The sequence below is a fragment of the Massilia sp. CMS3.1 genome (assembly GCF_051262535.1).
Classification (GTDB): Bacteria; Pseudomonadota; Gammaproteobacteria; order Burkholderiales; family Burkholderiaceae_D; genus Telluria.
Window position 1 is genome coordinate 124129 of the sequence record NZ_JBIMES010000006.1, and the last position, 19442, is coordinate 143570.

The 19442-nt window shown below is 62.7% G+C and carries 16 protein-coding genes; 9 read left to right on the top strand and 7 right to left on the bottom strand.

Going from position 1 to position 19442, the window contains the following annotated elements:
• The first annotated feature begins 67 nt into the window (after positions 1 to 67).
• From ACHAC9_RS11800 to ACHAC9_RS11825, 6 genes are all read left to right on the top strand, one after another.
• Complete coding sequence (locus ACHAC9_RS11800) at positions 68 to 2503, top strand: TonB-dependent receptor (protein ID WP_435760179.1); 2436 nt, start codon at positions 68 to 70, stop codon at positions 2501 to 2503.
• Positions 2504 to 2598: 95 nt separating this feature from the next.
• Complete coding sequence (locus ACHAC9_RS11805; RefSeq protein ID WP_435760180.1) at positions 2599 to 2910, top strand: hypothetical protein; 312 nt, start codon at positions 2599 to 2601, stop codon at positions 2908 to 2910.
• A gap of 259 nt (positions 2911 to 3169) precedes the next feature.
• On the top strand, positions 3170 to 5938 hold the full coding sequence (gene prsT / locus ACHAC9_RS11810) for an XrtA/PEP-CTERM system TPR-repeat protein PrsT (protein ID WP_435760181.1): 2769 nt from the start codon (positions 3170 to 3172) through the stop codon (positions 5936 to 5938).
• A gap of 129 nt (positions 5939 to 6067) precedes the next feature.
• Positions 6068 to 6853 carry an N-acyl amino acid synthase FeeM domain-containing protein gene (locus ACHAC9_RS11815; protein ID WP_435760182.1) on the top strand — a complete coding sequence of 262 codons (786 nt, stop codon included), beginning with the start codon at positions 6068 to 6070 and terminating at the stop codon, positions 6851 to 6853.
• Between the two features lie 141 nt (positions 6854 to 6994).
• Positions 6995 to 7882, top strand: a complete 888-nt coding sequence (locus ACHAC9_RS11820) for a ThiF family adenylyltransferase (protein WP_435760183.1) — start codon at positions 6995 to 6997, stop codon at positions 7880 to 7882.
• Positions 7879 to 8958 carry a nitroreductase family protein gene (locus ACHAC9_RS11825; RefSeq protein WP_435760184.1) on the top strand — a complete coding sequence of 360 codons (1080 nt, stop codon included), beginning with the start codon at positions 7879 to 7881 and terminating at the stop codon, positions 8956 to 8958. Before ACHAC9_RS11820 ends, ACHAC9_RS11825 begins: the two co-directional genes overlap by 4 nt.
• Positions 8959 to 9170: 212 nt before the next feature.
• On the opposite strand, the gene pepA is transcribed toward ACHAC9_RS11825, so the two are convergent.
• The 7 genes from pepA to ACHAC9_RS11860 form a co-directional block, all read right to left on the bottom strand.
• On the bottom strand, positions 9171 to 10028 hold the full coding sequence (pepA, locus tag ACHAC9_RS11830) for a flocculation-associated PEP-CTERM protein PepA (RefSeq protein WP_435760185.1): 858 nt from the start codon (positions 10026 to 10028) through the stop codon (positions 9171 to 9173).
• 203 nt (positions 10029 to 10231) lie between these two features.
• Positions 10232 to 11320 carry a nucleotidyltransferase domain-containing protein gene (locus ACHAC9_RS11835; protein WP_435760186.1) on the bottom strand — a complete coding sequence of 363 codons (1089 nt, stop codon included), beginning with the start codon at positions 11318 to 11320 and terminating at the stop codon, positions 10232 to 10234.
• Positions 11317 to 12234 (bottom strand): HprK-related kinase A, encoded by a 918-nt coding sequence (locus tag ACHAC9_RS11840; RefSeq protein WP_435760187.1) that lies wholly within the window; start codon positions 12232 to 12234, stop codon positions 11317 to 11319. The genes ACHAC9_RS11835 and ACHAC9_RS11840 overlap by 4 nt, the downstream gene beginning before the upstream one ends.
• Positions 12228 to 12554: an HPr-rel-A system PqqD family peptide chaperone gene (locus tag ACHAC9_RS11845; protein ID WP_435760188.1), complete on the bottom strand. Its 327-nt coding sequence runs from the start codon at positions 12552 to 12554 to the stop codon at positions 12228 to 12230. Before ACHAC9_RS11845 ends, ACHAC9_RS11840 begins: the two co-directional genes overlap by 7 nt.
• A gap of 17 nt (positions 12555 to 12571) precedes the next feature.
• Positions 12572 to 13198: a hypothetical protein gene (locus ACHAC9_RS11850; protein WP_435760189.1), complete on the bottom strand. Its 627-nt coding sequence runs from the start codon at positions 13196 to 13198 to the stop codon at positions 12572 to 12574.
• Positions 13199 to 13405: 207 nt separating this feature from the next.
• Entirely contained in the window at positions 13406 to 14053 is a 648-nt protein-coding gene (locus tag ACHAC9_RS11855) for an XrtA/PEP-CTERM system exopolysaccharide export protein (RefSeq protein WP_435760190.1), read from the bottom strand.
• Positions 14054 to 14183: 130 nt separating this feature from the next.
• Entirely contained in the window at positions 14184 to 14966 is a 783-nt protein-coding gene (locus ACHAC9_RS11860) for a S1 family peptidase (protein WP_435760191.1), read from the bottom strand.
• A 384-nt stretch (positions 14967 to 15350) separates the two neighbouring features.
• On the opposite strand from ACHAC9_RS11860, the gene ACHAC9_RS11865 reads away from it, so the two are divergent.
• Genes ACHAC9_RS11865 through ACHAC9_RS11875 form a run of 3 tightly spaced genes read left to right on the top strand, consistent with a single transcriptional unit; the run spans position 15351 to position 19440 of the window.
• Entirely contained in the window at positions 15351 to 16865 is a 1515-nt protein-coding gene (locus tag ACHAC9_RS11865; protein ID WP_435760192.1) for an XrtA system polysaccharide chain length determinant, read from the top strand.
• Between the two features lie 39 nt (positions 16866 to 16904).
• Entirely contained in the window at positions 16905 to 17903 is a 999-nt protein-coding gene (locus ACHAC9_RS11870) for an XrtA-associated tyrosine autokinase (protein WP_435760193.1), read from the top strand.
• Positions 17884 to 19440 (top strand): TIGR03016 family PEP-CTERM system-associated outer membrane protein, encoded by a 1557-nt coding sequence (locus ACHAC9_RS11875; RefSeq protein ID WP_435760194.1) that lies wholly within the window; start codon positions 17884 to 17886, stop codon positions 19438 to 19440. The genes ACHAC9_RS11870 and ACHAC9_RS11875 overlap by 20 nt, the downstream gene beginning before the upstream one ends.
• The last annotated feature ends 2 nt before the right edge of the window (positions 19441 to 19442 follow it).

A 19442-nucleotide genomic window follows, 5' to 3' on the forward strand; every position in this document is an offset into this window, starting at 1 on the left:
GACGACCCCAGCGGTCCGCATGTCAAGGAGACAAAATTTTGAACCATAATATAAAGAGAGCAATCACATGAACCAATCCAAGCAGTTCGTGCTATCGACGGTCGCACTGGCCGTGCTGACCCTGGTCAGCCAGGCCCAGGCCGCCGGCCAGGCGCAAGATGCGACCAGCACTGCGGTGACCCAGGAAATCCAGCAGGTTGTCGTGACCGGCACTGCGTCGGCTTCCGGCACGCGCAAGATCGACACTTCCTTCTCGATCACCACCGCCAATGAAGAGCAGCTGAAATCGGCATCGCCAAGCAGCACCGCCGACATCCTGAAACTGGTGCCGGGCGTGTATGCCGAATCGACTGGCGGCCAGTCGGGCGCCAATGTCGAAGTGCGCGGCTTCCCGTCGGGCAGCGATTCGCCATTCGTCTCGGTCCAGCTGAACGGCAATCCGGTGTATCCGGTGCCGGTGCTGTCCTTCTTCGAGGGCACCTCGGCCTTCCGCCTGGATGACACGATCGAGCGCGTCGAAGTGCTGCGCGGCGGCCCGAGCACGATCTATTCGGTCGGCCAGCCTGGCGCAACGATGAACTTCATCCTGAAAAAGGGCGACGATACGCCTGAGCGCACGATTCGCCTGACCACCGGCACCGGCAAGCTGCGCCGCGGCGATGTATTCATCGGCGGCAAGATCTCCGATGGCTGGTACGGCACCGTCGGCGGCTTCTACCGCCAGACCCAGGGCGTGCGCGACCCGCAGTTCAAGGCCGACGATGGCGGCCAGCTGACCGCAACGCTGACCCGCAAGCTCGACGGGGGCGAAGCGACCTTCTACGTGCGCTCGACCGACGAAAAGAACGCGTTTTACACGGGCGTGCCGCTGATCTCCAGCAATAACGGGCGCACGATCAGCGAATTCCCGGGTTTCGATCCGCTCACCGGCACCCTGATGAGCAACGAAATGCGTCATTTCACGATCGACGCCGCGCCCGGCAAGACGCTCGAGCGTGACCTGGCCGAAGGCCGCGGCATGAAGGCCACCGTGTGGGGCGCGAACTACGAGCAGAAGATCGCCGGCTGGGACGTGTCGAACAAGGCAAATTACTTCAGCGGCGACCTGAACACCATCTCGATGTTCACCGGTGACAACCCGCTCACCGCCGCCGCCTACCTGGCCGCTGCCAACACCAGCTACAACCCGACCGCGGCGACCGCCTCGGGCAGCATGACCTACGTGAATGGCGGCGGCGCCGTCGATCGCAACCAGCAAGTGGTGCAGGCCGGCCTCTGGTCGGTGGAAAAGCAGTTGAGCTCGTTCACGAACGAGCTGCGCGTCAGTCGCGAAGTGATCGCCAATCATACGCTCACCGTCGGCGGCTACTACGCGAACTACCGCTCGAACGACGAGTGGTACCTGGGCAATGCCCACCTGATGACGGCGACGCCGAACGCGCGCCTGATCAATGTCAGCCTCGACAACGGCACCGTCGTCGCACGCAACCGCAAGTCCGGCAACGTTTTCTATGCGCCGCTGGCCAACTACACGGGCGAAAACATGGCCCTGTTCCTGGCCGACGAGTGGAAGATCAGCGAGAACCTGCGCGTGGACGCCGGCCTGCGCCGCGAAAAGCAGCGCCTGGAAGGGTCGATCTCGAACCTGCGTTCAGGCGACACCGACGACAACCCGCTGACCGTCTACAACAACGGCACCTCGATCCCGACCGGCACCTACACCAACCTCAAGCGTGACGACAGCGTCAATTCCTTCACGGTCGGCGGTTTGTACAAGCTGAACAAGGATGCCAGCGTGTTTGTGCGTGCCAACAAAGGCAACACCTTCATCTATTTCGATGACCTGCGCAATGCCGGTACCCAGGCCGCGGTCAACGACCGCAACGGCGTGCCGAACCCGGAAGTGACGCAGTACGAAATCGGCTTTAAAACCGCCAATTCCTTGTACAGCGCCTACATCAACGCGTTCTACACCGACTTCACCGGCATTTCGTTCCAGCAGATCACGACCAATGCGGTCCTGAACTCGGTCAGCGGCTCGCGCGGCCATGGCGTTGAATTCGAACTCGCCGTGCGTCCGGTCAAGAACCTGCAAGTGAGCATGACCGGTAACTACCAGAAATCGAAGTACCGCGACAACCCGGCCATCGTCGGCAATGAAGTCCAGCGCCAGCCGAACTTCCAGTTCCGCCTGAGCCCGAGCTATCGCATCCCGCTGGGTGACAATGCCGTGAAACTGTACGGCACCTACACCCACATCGGCGACCGCTTTGCCGACCAGGCCAACCTGTCCTACCTGCCGTCCTACCAGACCGTCGACCTCGGCGCGCTGGCCTCGATCGGCGACAAGTGGGAAGTGCGTGTGGCTGCGACCAACCTGACGAATGAACTGGGCCTCACCGAGGGCAACTCGCGCCTGACCGGCGCCCAGAGCAGCGGTCCGATCAACGCCCGTCCGATCTTCGGCCGCGCCGTGGAAGCCTCGCTGCTGTACCGCTTCTAAGACTTACGCGTCAGACCCGGCTTGGGAGCGGCTTTTGCCGCTCCTTTTTTTTGCGTGCTCTAGAATGAAAACCTGACCCATTCCCGGAGGCCCGCATGCCGATCAAACCGGAAGACCTTGCCGCGCTGATGCGCGAAGTCGAACTCGAGGACCCGATCGATTTCGCCGACCTGCCCTTCGCCGAAGACGATTTGCGTGCGCTGGTGGCCAGCCACCTGTGCGAGATGGCGGGGGCGCTGGACAATTTCAGTACCGAAGACCGCCTGCTGACCCTGCTTGCCGTGTCGGCCAAGCTGGTGCTCGAGAACCTCGTTCTGCATGTTCAGTTGCTTCGGCGTCACGGCTTGCCCGTGAGCGAGGACGTTGACGCCCTCCTCGGGCGCCTGCGCAAGCGCGAGGAAGAGTGAAGCGCGTCCGTCCTTCACAGTTTGCCCTCCGACATTGCTATGAAATAAGGGTGGAAAAGCAAGCAAACACAGTGCAAGCTGGCGGTCGGCGCTGCGCCCCCCTGCCAACAGCCTTTTTATTGCGGCGCGGAAATCCCCTGTCTACAACGATAGTCTGATTGTGCGGTAATTAATCTGTTCCTTGAGGTATTATTGTTGGCTAGGAAACTTGTCGCCGGGTGTATCCCGGTCGGCATCAGCTGTCAAAATTGAGGAAGCCATGTCCCGTAACAAGATCAAATTCACCACCGCTGTCGTTTCGGGCGCACTGCTGCTCGGTGGCCTGACTGCCTGCAACCGCGATCAGTCGACCGCGAGCCTGCTGGCCGAGGCCAAGCAATACCAACAGAAGGGCGACCAGAAGGCCGCCCTGATCCAGCTGAAAAATGCGGTGGCGAAGAGCCCCGAAGACGCCGAGGCGCGTCTGCAGCTCGGTACGCTGTATCTGGAAACCGGCGACGCCGTGTCGGCCACCAAGGAGCTGCGCAAGGCTGCCAGCCTTGGCCTCGCGCCTGCGCGTACGCTGCCGCTGCTGGCCCAGGCCATGCAGACCCAGGGCCAGTTCAAGGAAATGCTGGTCGAGATCAAGCCGGAGCTGGCCGCGAAGTCGGCGCCTTTGATGGCGCTGCGCGGCGATGCCCTGCTCGCCACCGGCGACACCGACGGCGCCAAGGCTGCCTACGAGGTGGCGCTGACGCTCGCGCCGGCCAGCGGCGCGGCCCTGACCGGCCTGGCACGCCATGCCCTGGTGAAGGATGACCAGGCAACGGCGCAGCGTTATGTGGCCGAGGCGATTGCGAAGGACAGCAAGAATCCGGACGTCTGGATGTTCCAGGGCGGCATGCTGCGCGGCCTGGGCAAGCCTGACGAGGCGCTCGCCGCCTTCGACAAGGTCCTCTCCCTGCGTCCGCAAGACCGCAATGCGAACCTGGAAAAAGCCTATATCCACATCAACCAGAAAAAATTTGTCGAAGCGCGCGCCCAGATTGAGGCGGGCAACAAGGTTGCACCGAACAGCCTGCTCGTCACTTACGCCAGCGCCCTGCTTGACTACAACGAAGGCAAGAACAAGGAAGCGCGCGAGTCGCTCCAGCGCGTCCTCACGAGCGCTCCGAACCACATGCCGAGCGTCCTGCTGGCCGGCGCCGTCGAGCTGAATCTGAACTCGCCGCAACAGGCGCAGATGCACCTGCGCAAATACCTGGAAATCGACCAGAATAACGTGTATGCGCGCAAGCTGATGGCGCAGGCAATGCTGAAAAGCGCCCAGCCGGGCGACGCCGCCGCGATCCTGGCCCCGGCCTTGACCGATACGCGCGATCCCCAGCTGCTGGCGCTGGCGGGCGAGTCGTACATGCAGGCGCGCGATTTCGGCAAGGCCACGACCTACCTCGAAAAAGCGGCCGAGCTGGCGCCGGAAGCGGCCGTGCTGCGCACCTCGCTCGGCATCTCGCGCTTGAGCCAGGGCGACACCGCCAAGGGCATCGCCGAACTGGAACGGGCCACCGAGCTCGATCCGAAGTCGGACCGTGCGCTGGCGGCGCTGGCGCAGGCCGAACTCGGCCTGAAACACTACGACAAGGCACTGGCTGCCGTCAACAAGCTCGAGACGCTCAAGCCGCAAGAGCCGCAGACCTACAACCTGAAGGCAACCGTGCTGCTCAGCAAGGGCGACGTGCCCGGTGCCCGCGCCGCTTTCGAAAAAGCGCTGCAGGTCACGCCGACCTTCTTCCCGGCCGCCGCCAACCTGGCCAAGCTCGACCTGATGGAGAAGAAGCCGGAAGCGGCGCGCAAGCGCTTCGAGGCGATCCTGGAAAAGGACAAGAAGAATTTCGGCGCCATGGGCGCGCTGGCCGAACTGGCGCTGCTCGAGAAGCGTCCCGAAGAAGCCACGACCTGGCTGGAGAAGGCCCAGGCCGAGAATCCTGATGCAATCCCGCCGGTCCTGAAGCTGGCAGGCCACTACCTGGCGACGAAGCAGGAAAAGAAGGCGCTCACGCTGGCACGCAAGTTCCAGACCGCGAACCCGACCAGCCCCGAGATGATGGACCTGCTCGGCCAGGCGCAGCTGGCAAACAATGATGCCCAGGGTGCACTCGACAGCTTCAGCAAACTGGTCAACATGGCGCCGAAGTCGGCGCTGGCCCAGATGCGCCTGGCACAGGCGCAGGGCATTCTGAAGAACGATGGCGGCGCGGCCGAGTCGCTCAAGAAGGCCAATGCCCTGGCACCGAACATGATGCAGGCACGTGTCGCCCAGGTCGAGCTGGCGACGCGCCGCGGCCGCCACGACGAGGCGCTGACGCTCACGCGCCAGCTCCAGCAGGACGCGCCAGGCTCGCCGATCGGTTTCCTGCTCGAAGGCGACTTGCAGCAGGCGCAGAAGAAACCGGCACTGGCAGTGGCTGCGTATGACAAGGCACTCGCCATCACCAAGTCGGGTGCGGTCTTGCTGCGCAGTGCCCAGGTACTCAAGCAGATGGGCAAGGAAGCCGAAGCGAACGGGCGCGTTACCCAGTGGCTCAAGGCGCATCCGGACGACATGCAGGTGGCGATGTACATGGCCGAATCGCACCTGTCGGCCAAGCAGTACAAGCCTGCCGCGGCGCTCCTGGAAGACATCGTCAAACGCATGCCGGAGAACGGCGCGGCACTGAACAACCTGGCATGGGCCTACCAGCAGGAAAAGGATCCGCGTGCGCTGGCCACGGCCGAACAGGCATTCAAGTTCGCCGGCAGCAATGCCGCGGTGATGGATACGCTGGGATGGATGCTGGTGGAACAGGGTAATACCCAGCGCGGCCTGCCGCTGCTGCAAAAAGCGGCTGCTACACCGGCGGCCACACCGGAAATCCGGTATCACCTGGCGGTCGCCTTGCATAAATCGGGCGACAAGACGGGCGCGCGCAAGGAACTCGAAACCCTGCTCGCGCAGAACAAGCCATTCGCCCAAATGGAGGAAGCACGTTCGTTGCTAAAAACGTTGTAACCGACTACTATTTGACTTAAATAAAATCAACAGGACCGCGCTTTTCCGCCCGACGGACAAAGCGCGGCATAGCGCCAAGAAAAAGACGCCGCCCAACCAGGCGGCGTCCTGAAATGAAGGTGTCTCGCGATGACAAATCCCGACGAAGTGAAGGAACGTGACGATGGTTCCATCGAATTTCTAACGAACGCTCATGTGTCAGAGGATCGCGATACTATAGCGAACTCAGAATTAGAGGATGTTATCGTGAACCAAGATTCATATGGAATCCGGCTTACCGATACGGCAAAAGGACGCAATTCGGCCAGCATGCTGGTCAACAAGATGTATGCTTGGCGCGGCTATGCTGGCACGCACCAGTTCAGCGACGATCCCAATCGCATCACTCTGACTGCTACCGACAAAGGTGAGGTAGTCGGCACCCTGACGCTAGGTATCGATTCGCCCATCGGCCTGATGGCCGACCAGATCTTCAAGGAAGAACTCGACGCGCACCGCGCCCGCGGCGCCAAGCTCTGTGAATTCACCAAGCTGGCGTTCGATCCGACCGTGCGCTCGAAAACGTCGCTCGCCAACTTGTTTCACTTGGCGGTCATTTACGCCCGCGATATCCACGATTGCACCGACATTGTTATCGAGGTCAATCCGCGTCACCGCCGCTTTTACGAGCATATGCTCGGATTCAAGCGTGAAGGCGATATGAAGAATAATCAGCGCGTGAATGCACCGGCCTACCTGCTGCGTATCGAGCTGGCGTATGTCACCGAGCAGATTCAAAAGCACGGCGGCAGCTTCAGCGAAACGGCCGGCGAAGCGGGCACCGAACGTTCGTTCTATCCCTATTTCTTCTCCCCGCGCGAGGAGCAGGGTATTATCAACCGCCTGCGCCGCATCGACGAACACCAGGCTGCCTGATTTACCGCCCCGTTCCGGCCTGCTTTCTCGAAGCAGCGCCGGCAGGCGTGCCACGCAGATGCGCGACGCAGTTGCGCCAATATAGTGCGCCTACTTTTCGCCATCCCGACATTCACCGCCGATCGATTCGCCTCCCCTTACATGACCACTCCTTTCCGCTATGAGCAGGCTTTTTCCCGAAATATTGGCTGGGTAACGCGGGAGGAGCAGGCGCTGCTACGCAGCAAGCGGGTCGCGATTGCGGGCGGCGGCGGCGTCGGCGGCGTTCATGCGCTGACCCTGGCTCGCCTGGGCGTGACGAAATTCCGCATCGCCGACTTCGATACCTTCGACGTTCCCAACTTTAACCGCCAGGTCGGGGCGATGGTCTCGACCTTGAACCAGCCGAAGGTCGACGTCATCCGCCGCATGCTGCTCGACATTAATCCCGAATGCGAAGTCGACGTGTTTGCGGAAGGTATCAACGAGGCCAACCTGAACGCCTTCCTCGAAGGCTGCGACATGTATGTCGATGCGCTCGACTTCTTTGCCTTCGATATCCGCCAGAAAACCTTCGCGCTGTGCGCCCGGCTCGGCATTCCCGCCAGCACCGTGGCGCCGCTGGGCATGGGGGCGGCCCTGCTGAACTTCCTGCCGGGCCAGATGACGTTCGAGGAATATTTCCAGTGGGGAGATCTGCCGGAAACGGACAAGGCCGTCCACTTCGTGGTCGGCCTGGCGCCGGCCGGCCTGCACCGTCCTTACCTGGTGGTGCCGGAAGCGGTGAATTTTGTCGAGCGCCGCGGCCCCTCGACCATCATGGCCTGCCAGTTGTGCGCCGGCGTGATGGGGACCGAAGCGTTAAAGATCCTGTTGGGACGCGGACGCGTGCTGGCGGCGCCCTGGGGCATCCAGTTCGATGCCTACCGCAACAAACTGGTGCGCACCTGGCGCCCTGGCGGCAACAGGAATCCGCTGCACCGCCTGATGATTAAAATTGGAAAGAAACAACTGGCCAAGGACTTGGCAGCCGCGGGAGTGACAGCATGAACGACAGCATCAAGGCGGGTACGATCGAACAGATTCTCGAACTGGCGCGCTGGGCGCCCAGCGGCGACAACATGCAGACCTGGCGCTTCGAGATCGTGGCGCCGGATCACCTGGCCGTGCATGCCTATGATACGCGCGACCACTGCGTCTACGACCTCGACGGTCACCCGAGCCAGATCGCTTTCGGCACCCTGCTCGAGACGGTTGCCATTGCCGCCAGCGGCCACGGCCTGCGCGCCGACGTTGGGCGTCGTCCCGAGGGACGCGCCACGCATCCGGTGTTCGACGTGCGTTTCAGAAACGACTCGTCGGTAGTGCGCAGCCCGCTGATCGAGGTGATCGACAAGCGCACCGTGCAGCGCCGGCCGATGCGCACGACAGCGCTCACGGACGAACACAAACGCATCCTGGCGGCGACCGTGGCGCCGGCGTATTCGCTCACCTGGCTCGAGAGCCGTGGGCAAAAATGGCAGGCAGCCAAACTGATGTTCAATAACGCCCGGCTGCGCCTGACGATGCCGGAAGCCTTCGAGACCCACCGCAGCATCATCGACTGGAAAAACCGCACGCATAGCCCGGACAAAGTGCCGGCCGATGCGCTCGGCGTCGACGCGATGACGCTGCACCTGATGAAATGGGCGATGGTCAGCTGGCGCCGCATGTCTACCGTCAACACGTTAATGGGCACCTGGGCGCCGCGCCTGCAGATGGACCTGGCGCCCGGCATGGCCTGCGCCGCCCACTTCGTGCTCAAGGCGCACAATGCCCCGACATCGATCGACGATTACGTGGCCGCGGGCCGCGCGCTGCAGCGCTTCTGGCTGACGATGACTACGCTCGGTTTGTACATGCAGCCGGAAATGACGCCGCTGATCTTCTCGAAGTATGCACGTGAAGGCACGCGCTTCACGGCCCAGCCGAAGCTGGCCGCTGCTGCCGAAGCATTGCAGCGCGACACCGAGGCCCTGATCTTCAACGACAGCCTGTTCCCGGTTTACATGGGCCGCCTCGGCTATGGCCCGGCACCCGAAGCACGCTCGGTGCGGCGCCCGGTCGCCGAGCTGATGAAGCGCTGAGCCCAGCCAGACTCATGACAAAAAAAGCGGCGATGACCTGATGGTCATCGCCGCTTTTGCTTTCATTTCCCTGCTTGGAAGATCTTTTTTGTGACCGCCAGCGCTTGCCCAGCAACTCGCGTCTTATTTTATTTGCAAAAAATTATTGCTTCATGAAAAAGAGCGGGCAAGCCCGCTCTTTTTCAGTCCTTCAGGTGCTGCTCAGAGGGCAATTAAGCCTTCTTTGCGCGCTTGCGGCTCATGACGCCGGCGCCCAGCATGGCGATACCGAACAGGGCCAGCGAACCTGGCTCTGGCACTTCAGCCAGCTTGAACTGACCGTTGTTGCCAAGGAAGATGTTACCTGGGCCGTTAGCGTAGGCGGTGCCGTTGCAACCAGCACCGGTGAAACCGGCGAATTCGCAGGCGATTTCGCTCACTTGCACGGCGTCTGGGCGGCCGACGGTGTTGGCGTTGGTGAAGGCGAAGGCCATCACCGATTCCAGCGACAGGTCGTCGCCGTTTTCACGGAAGAAGTAGCCAGCGTCCAGGGAGCCAGCGTCGGCTTTCGCGAACACGGTCACTTGACCGTTGTTGGTTGGCGAGCCGCTTGCATCGACCAGGCCACCGCCGCCAGCCATCACGGTGAAGGTAGCGATTTCCTCGCCCAGGTTGGCGCCGTAGAAGCCGTTCGTGCTGGCGTACTGGTTGTTAACTTCGTTCTGATACATGCGAATGGTGCCGCCCGAGAACGAGAAGGCGCCGCTGAAGTTACCGCTACCGGCACCGACGAAGGTTGCGGTGATGTTGCCGCCTGGGTAGTTCACAGGGAACAGCGCGCCGTTGGCGTCAGCCTGGACGATGTTGAACACAGCGTGCTCGGTGAACGAGAAACTGGTGCCGCCGGTTGGGGTGATCTGGATGAAGGCATTGCCGTTCACATCCAGCGATTCCTTGACCGTCTGACCGCTGGCGAAGCCGCCGCCGGTTGGGTTGAAGACCCAGTTGTTCAACACGGTCGCGGCGCTGGCGCTGCCGGCGAAGGTCATTGCAACAGCTGCGGCACAGGCCAGTTTCTTCAGAAATTTCATGATTCAGATTCCTCGCTTAAGTTAATAGGTTGGGCAAACACACTCTGCTATTAGCAAGTGCCGTGCCAGCCTATTAATTTCTTTTGAAATCAGGAACTTATGTCGAGTAATTTGATCTAGCTCAACCACCGTGTAAAAAAACCCGACAGCATAATGTCACAAAAATTTCTTGTAAGAATTTTAATGTTATTAAAACATTTTTCTCAAATAGATTTAACATTTCCCGGAGACAAGAAAGCTTTGTGAAACAGGTGGCGCGCCAGCATCAGCGGTGGCATGCGCAACCAATTGCCGCGTATATATAACAAGCTGTCGCCCGCGGGAGCGAGCACACTGCCGCTGCCAGGCAGGAATGGCCGCAGCGCATTGCGAAACAAGGCATCCATCAGCGCCAGCAAGGCCGCGTTCGGACGCCCCCCGTCGGCGTCGGCGACGGTTGCAGCCGGCACGGGCGTGCCGAGCAGCTCCATGGAATAACGCAGCGCGTAAAACAGCGGACGCTCGAGCTCGAGCTGGCGCGCGCGCCCAGGGAGCGCCTGCCAGAAGCCTGGCTCGGCCGCGCCGAAATGGCAGAGCAGCCGGTGCAGGTCGAACAGGTCGCGCAGGCCGTGGTCGTACTCGCCTTCGGAAAACAGGTGGGTGGCGCTGTGCAGCACCATGTCGCACGGCGCGAGCACTTGCAGGCCCGGCACGCCGGGAAGGGCGCGCGCGTCCGCGCGCAGCAGTGCCGGGTCCGGCCGTACCGCCGCCGTCTCCGGCAGGATCGCATGGTGCACGTCGATCACGGTGGCGCGGCGCATGTGCTGCATCGGCGGCAGCTCGTGCATCCACTCGCGGTAATACCGCTGGTCGTATTCGTCGTGGTGGCCGGCCGCCCAGCCGTGCAGGATCAGCAGGCTTTCGACGTCGGGCAGCGCCGCCTTCGGCACCAGGATGTCGATATCCGAAAACAGGCGCCCGCTTGCCGCCGGCAATCCTGCCGCCACGTAGGCCGTACCCTTGAGCAGGAGCAGCGGCAAGCCGGTGTCGGCCAATGCGCGCTGGACCTGCTGCACTTCGAAGCGTACCGCCTGGGTATGGCGTTCCCATGCCGTGCGCGACCACGCCAGGCGGCGCTGCACGCGTTCCGGCAACGCCGCCAGCACGCCGTGCTCTTCGGCCAGCAAGGCCAGCGTGGCGCCCAGGTCCGCCGCGCCCGCCTGGCGCAGCAATAATTCCCAGTCGGGCGCGTCAAACGCCGCCATCGACGCGGGCTCGCGCAGTACCCGGGTCAGCAGTGGCAAGGTGTTCATGGACGCTCCGCCAGCAGGCGCTCGAACACGACAATCGCGTCGTCGAGCGCGCCGTAGCTGAAATCGAAGGTGCGGGTGCTGTCGATCAGGCGGGCGGCCGTCGTAAAACCGGCGGCGCCGAGCAGGCTGTAATTGAACGCGTTCTCGGCCAGGCGCAGGTGAGCCCGTGCCTGCGGCACCGGCACCAGCTCCGCCGGCGCACCGGCGCGCCATTTCGGGAATACGATCCAGGCCGGCGTCGCCGGCTCCTGCGCGCGCGCGACGCTGGCGCCAGGGACGCGCATGTGCGCCACCGTCCCCTTGATCGTATCGGCGACCGGGGGCGACAGGTGGGCCTCGGGCGCCCAGGCGCGAATCACGTCGATCGAACCATTTTTCAGGCTGACCGGACGCGGCACCGGGTCGATACGCCCGTCTTCCAGGCGTATCAGGGTCAATTCATCGGACAGCAGGCGCCAGCCGCGCGCCACCAGCGCGGCGCACAGGGTGCTCTTGCCGGAGCCCGGCGGGGCCGGCAGGATCACGGCCGCCCCTTCCCTTTCGACCACCGCGGCGTGGATCACCAGCCAGGAGTGCGCATGGCTCGAGACGCACCAGTTCATCGCCCACTCGAACATCGGGTACACCTGGGCCAGCGGCAGCGGCTGGAACGGCGCCATGCCATCGTAATGGAAGAATACCTGGGGCTTGACCAGGCGCCGCAGTCCGCGCGGGCTGCGCAGCAATACGTCGAAGTCGGCAGGCGTGTCTTCGCCCAATACCGGATAGTCGGCATACATGCGTCCCAAGGCCCGCGCCAGCGCCGGCAAGGCGCTGCGCACGCAGGCAACGAAGGGCCCGGTTTGCAGGCGCAGCCCGGGACCGCGCAGGCGCGCGGCCAGCGCTTGCGGGCCGAGTGCCGCAACGGTCAGCATGGGGCGCAGTCGATCAGGTGCAGCGCGGCCAGGTCGGTCAGCACGGCGTGGAGGAATTCGTCATGCGGCACGGGGGGCGCCCAGGCGTCGCCGCGCGCGGGCGCGGCGCCAGGATCGGCGTCGAAGTCGAACTCGAAATGTGCCGCAAGGCGCGAGGCCGGCTGCGGCCCCGCCTGCAGGTGGTGCAGCAAGGCGAGGGCGAATTCGTCGAGCAGGTGGGTATCGCCCGACAAGTCATTGTAGAGCACGCATTCGCCATCCCAGCAGCGGTGCAGCAGGCGCTGACCAGGGGCCAGGCGCCAGATCGGCGAATTTGTCATGCGTGCGCCCGGTCGTGCTAGCGGAAGGTGCTCTCGAGATAGGCAGCAATCGCCGCCCCACTCCAGGGCGTTGCGCCAGCGCCGGGCGAGTAATAGCCCTTCGTAACGAAGCTGTTCCAGATTTCCATCAGTCGCTCTTCCGGCAACACGCTCGGAATACCCTGGAAACGCGCTGCCCGTGCATTGAGCAGGGCCGCCACGCATTGCATCGCCACGTTATTGCGGTCGATCGCCTTGACGGTCTTCGATGGATTGATGACCCCCATGAGCGTGACGTCGGCCAAGCCGGCATACTTGCCGGCACAACCGAACACCTTGCCGAATCTCGCAGTCGGATCGATACCGGCGCCCTTCCATGCGTAGGCATGGGTTTTCCAGTAGCCGTGCGAGCGGTTGTAGCTGCATGATTGCTGCGGCTTGGCGCTGGCGCCCGGCTTCATCGACATGAAGCCAGAAGGCGAGATGCAGACCGACTGTCCGTAGGTCGCCATGCCGGGCTGGCTGTGCAGCGTCAGGATGACACCGGTCGCGCCGGCGCTGGCGCGCGTGAAGCGGCGCCGTGCTAGGCCTTTGGCGTCGAGAACAGGTACAGGGGCAAGCTGGTTGCCAGACGACAGTGAGGAGTTTTTTTCTTGGGTGTCCATATAATCGTTTCCTGAGTTCAACGAAAGTATGCCACGCCCAATTCACGACCGGGATTTTTACTGCTCAGCAATTTTCATGCCATCAGGAAACCAACTGATCAATTTCAACAACAAATCAATTACTTAGCTGCGTTTAACTGAGCTGTGCCCAAAAACAACAACGGCGCCGAAAGGCGCCGTTGCAAGAAAGCCGACCGTCGATTCAGGTCAGAAGAAGCTTTCCGGAATCACCAGGATGTCGCCCGGACGCATCGGCATGTTGGCCGAGATGTCGCCGTCCTTGATCAGGTCATCGAGACGTACATTCAGTTTTTCCTGCTTGCCGTTGACGTTGCGGATGATGCTGGCACGGTTGCCCGATGCAAATTCGGTAACGCCGCCGACCGCGATCAGGACGTCCATCAGCGACATGTCGCGCCGATAAGGCAGCGCTTGCGGCTTGGCGGCCTGGCCGATCACGCGAATCTGCTCGCCGTAATTACCGATGAAACCGGTGACGACGACGGTCACGACCGGCTGCTGGATGAACTTGGCCAGCGCCTTTTCGATGTCGCGCGCCAGTTCGGTCGAGGTCTTGCCGGCTGCCGGCAGGTCTTCCACCAGCGGGGTCGTGATCTTGCCGTCGGGACGGACGGGAACCGACATCGACACTTCCGGATTGCGCCAGACGATGATGTTGACGGCGTCGCCAGGACCGATCAGGTAATCGGCCGGCGCGGCGCCGGCCATCGCGGCAGCCGAAGGTGCAGGCGGCTTGTTCCACAGTGCGCAGCCGGACAAGGCCAGGGCGCAGGCGGTTGCCAGGGCCAGTTTCGTCAGATTCGTCGAGATCTTGCTCACGTCATTCCCCTTCATGACAGCAGCGACAGGCAAGGCCAGGCTGTTGTTCTAGCAAATTAAAAATTGTTATTTAGCCATCAAAACGGGCATATTGTATCTCAATCGTGCCTGCACGAAAGGCGTACACGATTGAAATACTTCCTTTTCACTTTTGCTGCAACAGTTCCTGCACGTAGCGCGCCGGGATCGCGTAGGAAATACCGCTCGGACTCGTGATGGCCGTCTCCTTCAGCCCCTTGACGAGTACCATATTAATGACGCCCAACACTGCGCCAGTTTCGACGTCATAGACCGGGCTGCCGCTGTTGCCGGGATACGCCGTGCCGTCGAGCTGGAAAATCTTCAATGGGTCGCGCTGCAACTGGGTGATCGCACGCGCGTCGAGGCGGCGCGAACTGATCGACGGCATCACGATCGGCGTGATCGCCGACAGCGTGGCACGGTGGGTGACGTGGTTCAGGCCAAGCACCATCCCAAGCGGAAACCCGGTCAAGGCCAGCACCTGCCCTTCGGCGACCATGCGCGAGTCGCCCAGTGCCAGCGCCGGCAGCGGCGGGCCGTCGGTCAGGCGCAAATGCGCGAGATCATGGGCCCGGTCGAGCGCCACCAGGCGCGCCGGGCGAAAGCGGAAATCCTGGCCGGAACCGACCACCACGCCGAGCTCTTCCATTTTGGCGGTATCGAGTGTCATCGGCACGACATGCGCGTTCGTGATAATACTCAAGCCGTCGCCGACGGCAAAGCCGGTGCCGGTAAACACGACGGACGGGCTGCGTGTCTTCAGAAAGCTGCCGACCCCGACGACCGACGGTTTAATGGTGGGAATGGTGCGCGCCAGGCCATCGGCCCGTACTGGCATACTCCATGCCAAGGCGCCCAGCACGGCACATGCGGCCAACGCACGGCGGCGGCCCGATAGCTTAATCATGTGGCATTCATTATTTCGAATAGGAATCAATCGTGCAAGCCTCTTTACGAATAAAACATTACAATACAAGGGTTTGATGTTCCGCAAAGACGTTGTCACGACCTGCTGGCGACGGTTTGCTCTTCACCTCATCCTTGATGAAGTGCAACACTTTTCACTGCTTTAGTTTGTCTGGCGGCAATAATAACGCCGAAGATGAGGTGCGGCGGTAGAATTAGCATTGCAATTTAGTATTTGTGTTGTAACGGGTCCTACCCGGCACGTTTATTACCACAATTTTCCGCAACGCAATTGCAATTGCACATACTACAAGCGATGATGCGTGTTCTTTTGTGATTGTTCCTGCCTGGCTGCGCGCCGGGCCCTCATGGCGAGACTGACGAGATGGCAGAAATAACAGCCCTAATCCTGAACTTCCTCAAGGCCCTCGGTAAATACCGTTGGCATGCAGTGACCATCGCCTGGCTGGTGGCACTGATCGGCTGGGCAGTCGTGCTCAGGCTGCCGAACACGTACGAGACTTCGGCCCGTGTGTACGTCGATACCCAGAGCATCCTGAAACCGCTGCTGGCCGGCATGACCACCCTGCCGAACCTGGATCAGCAAGTGATGTTCATGCGCCAGACCCTGATCAGCCGTCCGAACGTCGAGCGCGTCATGCGCGATACCGACCTCGACGTCAGGGCGACCAGCAGCCGCGAGAAAGAAAAGATGGCCGACGAGTTGATGGCCAAGATCAAGATTGCCGGCACCGAGCGTGACGACATCTATACCATCAGCTATACCTCGACCGACGCGAAGCTGGGCAAGGACGTGGTCCAGTCGCTGCTGACCATCTTCGTCGAAGGCAGTTTTGGCGGCAAGAAGCAGGATTCCGACAAAGCCATCCAGTTCATCGATGAACAGATCCGCCTGGCGGAAGAAAAACTGGCCGCCGGCGAAAACAAGCTCAAGGAATTCAAGATCAAGAACATGGGTCTGATGCCGCAAAGCGGCGATTTCAGCGGCAGGGTCGCCGGCGCCACCGACGCGCTGAGCCAGGCGCGCCTCGAGCTCGCCGAAGCCGAGCAGTCCCGGAATGCCATTCGTCGCCGCATGACCGGCGGTGGCGGCTCGGGAAGCGGCGGCGGTATGGTCGATCCGGAACTCGAAAGCCGCATCGCCACTGCCCAGAAGAACCTCGACACGCTGCGCCTGCAGTACACCGAGGAACACCCGGACATCATCGCCACCAAACGCCTGGTCGAGCAGCTGCAGGTGCGCAAGAAGGAAGAAGCGAAGAAGGGCCGTCCTGATCCGGGCGTGGCCGCCAGCCCGATGATGCAGCAACTGACCGTGACCCTGTCGGATGCCGAATCGCGTGTCGCGGCGCTGCGTGCGCGCGTGAATGAATACACCAGCCGCGTGGCGACCCTGCGCAGCCAGAGCACGACAGCGCCGGAAGTCGAGGCCCAGCTGGTCCAGCTGAACCGCGACTACGAGATCAACCGCGAGAATTACCAGAAGCTGGTCGAGCGCCGCGAGCAGGCCAAGCTGTCGGGCGACCTGTCCTCGGCCACCGACATGCTGACCTTCCGCGTGGTCGAGCCGCCGATGGCCGCCAGCCAGCCTAGCGGCCCGAACCGCCTGGCACTGTTCTCCGGCGTGTTCGCATTGGCCCTGGCAGCCGGCCTGGTCGGCGCCTTCCTGATGAGCCAAGTGCGCCCGACTTTCCTCAGCCACTCCACGCTGCGTGAGGCGACCGGTTATCCGGTACTGGGATCGATCAACATGCACTGGACCGACAGCCAGAAAGTGCTGCGCAAGCGCCGCCTGCTCGGTGTCGCCGCCGCGGTGCTGGTGCTGGTCGGTGCGTATGTCATCGGCGTGGCCGTCATGCTGGTGCGCGCCAGCGCCTGAAGCACCTGAAGCCGTAACGGACCAATATTAGGAGCGAATGTGAGCATTATCGAAAAAGCGGCCAGCCGCATTGACCAGGCCCGCGAAGCGGCCCCGGCCCCGGTCGTCGTCGAGCACGACGGGCAGAAGATCGTCCTGGAACCGCAGGCGCAGGCCGCCGCCCCGGTTGCACGTGTCGAAGCGCCCCACGTCGCTACGCCGGCGGTGGCTACTCCCCGCGTCGAAGCACACCGCGCCGAAGCACCTCGCCCCGCCGCGACGCGCGTCGCTGCGCCGGGCGTTGCTACGCCACGCAAGACGGCGCCAAAACCAGGCGTGCCCAAGGTCGATCTCGATTTGGTGCGCATGCGCGACGCCGGCATGGTCACCGCCGCCAGCGGCCGCACCAGCCTGCTGGAAGATTTCCGCGTCATCAAGCGCCCGCTGCTCAAGCAAGCCTTCAGCGAGGGCTCGCCAGGTCGCCCGAACAACCTGATCATGATCACCAGCTCGCTACCGGGCGAAGGCAAGACCTATACCGCGATCAACCTGGCGATGAGCATCGCGATGGAACTCGACCACACGGTGCTGCTGGTCGACGCCGACGTTGCCCGTCCATCGGTGTTGCGCACGCTCGGCCTGCCGGCCCAGCGCGGCCTGATGGACATCCTGGTCGACGACAAGCTCGACCTGTCGGACGTGATGCTGCGCACGAATGTCGACACGCTGAGCATCCTGCCTGCCGGCACCAGCACGCCGCGCGCCACCGAACTGCTGGCCAGTTCGACGATGAGCAGCCTGGTCAACGAGATCGCCAGCCGCTATCCGGACCGCGTCATCATTTTCGATTCGCCGCCCCTCCTGCTGACGAGCGAATCGCGCGTGCTGGCCAGCCACATGGGCCAGATCGTGATGGTCGTCGAGGCCCAGGCCACGACCCAGCACGCGGTCAAGGAAGCGCTGCGCCAGCTCGAGGGCTGCAGCAACGTCAATCTCATCTATAACAAGGCGCGGGACATCCCGGGGATCGAAGAGACGTATGACTATCACTACGGCTAAACGCATCGCTGCACGTGTGCCGCAACTGGCGCCGCTGGCCGCCGCGCTGATGCTGGCGCTGCCGGCCCAGGCGCAGTGGAAAGTCACGCCCTCGCTGACGCTGGGCCAGACCTATACCGATAACGTCGGCCTGCAAAGCGATGCCAACAAGCGCAGTGACTGGGTCACCGAAGCGACGCCGGGCATTGCGGCCTACGGCCGGAATTCGCGCGTGCAGCTGAGCGCCCGGGCGAGCGCCTCGTTCTACAAGTACGCCAGTGGCGAGCCGGTCGGCACGCGCAGCAACAACAGCCAGTATTCCGCCAGCGGCCGCGTCAAGGTCATCGACGAGCTTCTGTATGTCGATGCGAGTGCGCAAGGTGGTAGGCGTAGCCTGTCCGCCTTCGGCCTGCGCCAGGACAGCGGCAACCGTTTCGCCGACGAGAACAGCACCGACGTTGCCAGCTGGAGCATCAGCCCATATCTGACCCGGCGCTTCGGCAACTTTGCCGTCGCGTCGCTACGCTATACCCACGAACAGGTCAATGCCGACGATATGCGTTTCGGCAACAGCAGCACCGACAGCGCCCTGTTCACCCTGGGCAGCGGACGCGCGTGGCGCGACGTCGGCTGGAACCTGCGCTATGCGCGCCAGGATCTGCAGACCGACCGGTTCGGAGACACCACCTCGGAAAACGCGCTGCTTGGCCTCAACTACTCAGTGCACCGTACGCTGAAACTGACCGCCACGGGCGGCTACGACAGCTACGATTACCAGGCGCTGGGCGGCCGCACGGCCGGGGCCAGTTGGTCGGCCGGCTTCGCCTGGGCTCCGTCCGCGCGCACCGCCGTCGATATGTCGGTCGGCCGCCATTTCCTTGGCAACACCGGCTCCCTGCTGGCCTCGCATCGCAGCCGCCACACGGTCTGGCGCCTGAGTTACTCCGATGGGGTGACGAATTCGCGGCAGGAGTTTGCGCAGGCGCTGACGATCGACACGGCAACGGTGATCGACGCGCTGTTCTCCCCGACGATCGCCGATCCGTTCGCGCGGCGCCAGGCGGTGCAAGACTATCTGCTCGCCAGCGGCCTGCCGCTGAGCACGACGCAGAACGTGAATTACCTGACCAACCGCTTCTTCCGCCAGAAGCAGGCGCTGGCCTCGTTCGCCTTCAACAAGCGCGCCCACAGCACCTTGATCTCGGCCTTCGTCAACGAACGCCTGGCGCTGTCGACGGGCGAAGCCGATGCCGGTCTGCTGGGCAGCGAACTGTTCGCACTGAACAACAACGTGCGCCAGTTTGGCGCCAGCGCCGCCCACAGCTACCGCATCAATGCGCTCACCAGCGCCACTGCGACACTGACGGCGACGCGCAACCGTTCCCTGACCACCAGCTTCGAAACGGACCAGCAAAGCCTGCGACTGGCCATGACGCGCCGCTTCAGCCGCAAGCTGCTCGGTAACGTCGAGTTGCGCCGCGCGCGCGGCGACCGTGGCCTGTTCGGCGCGGGATACACAGAAAACGCAATCAGCGCCACCCTTTCGGCCCAGCTTTAAGC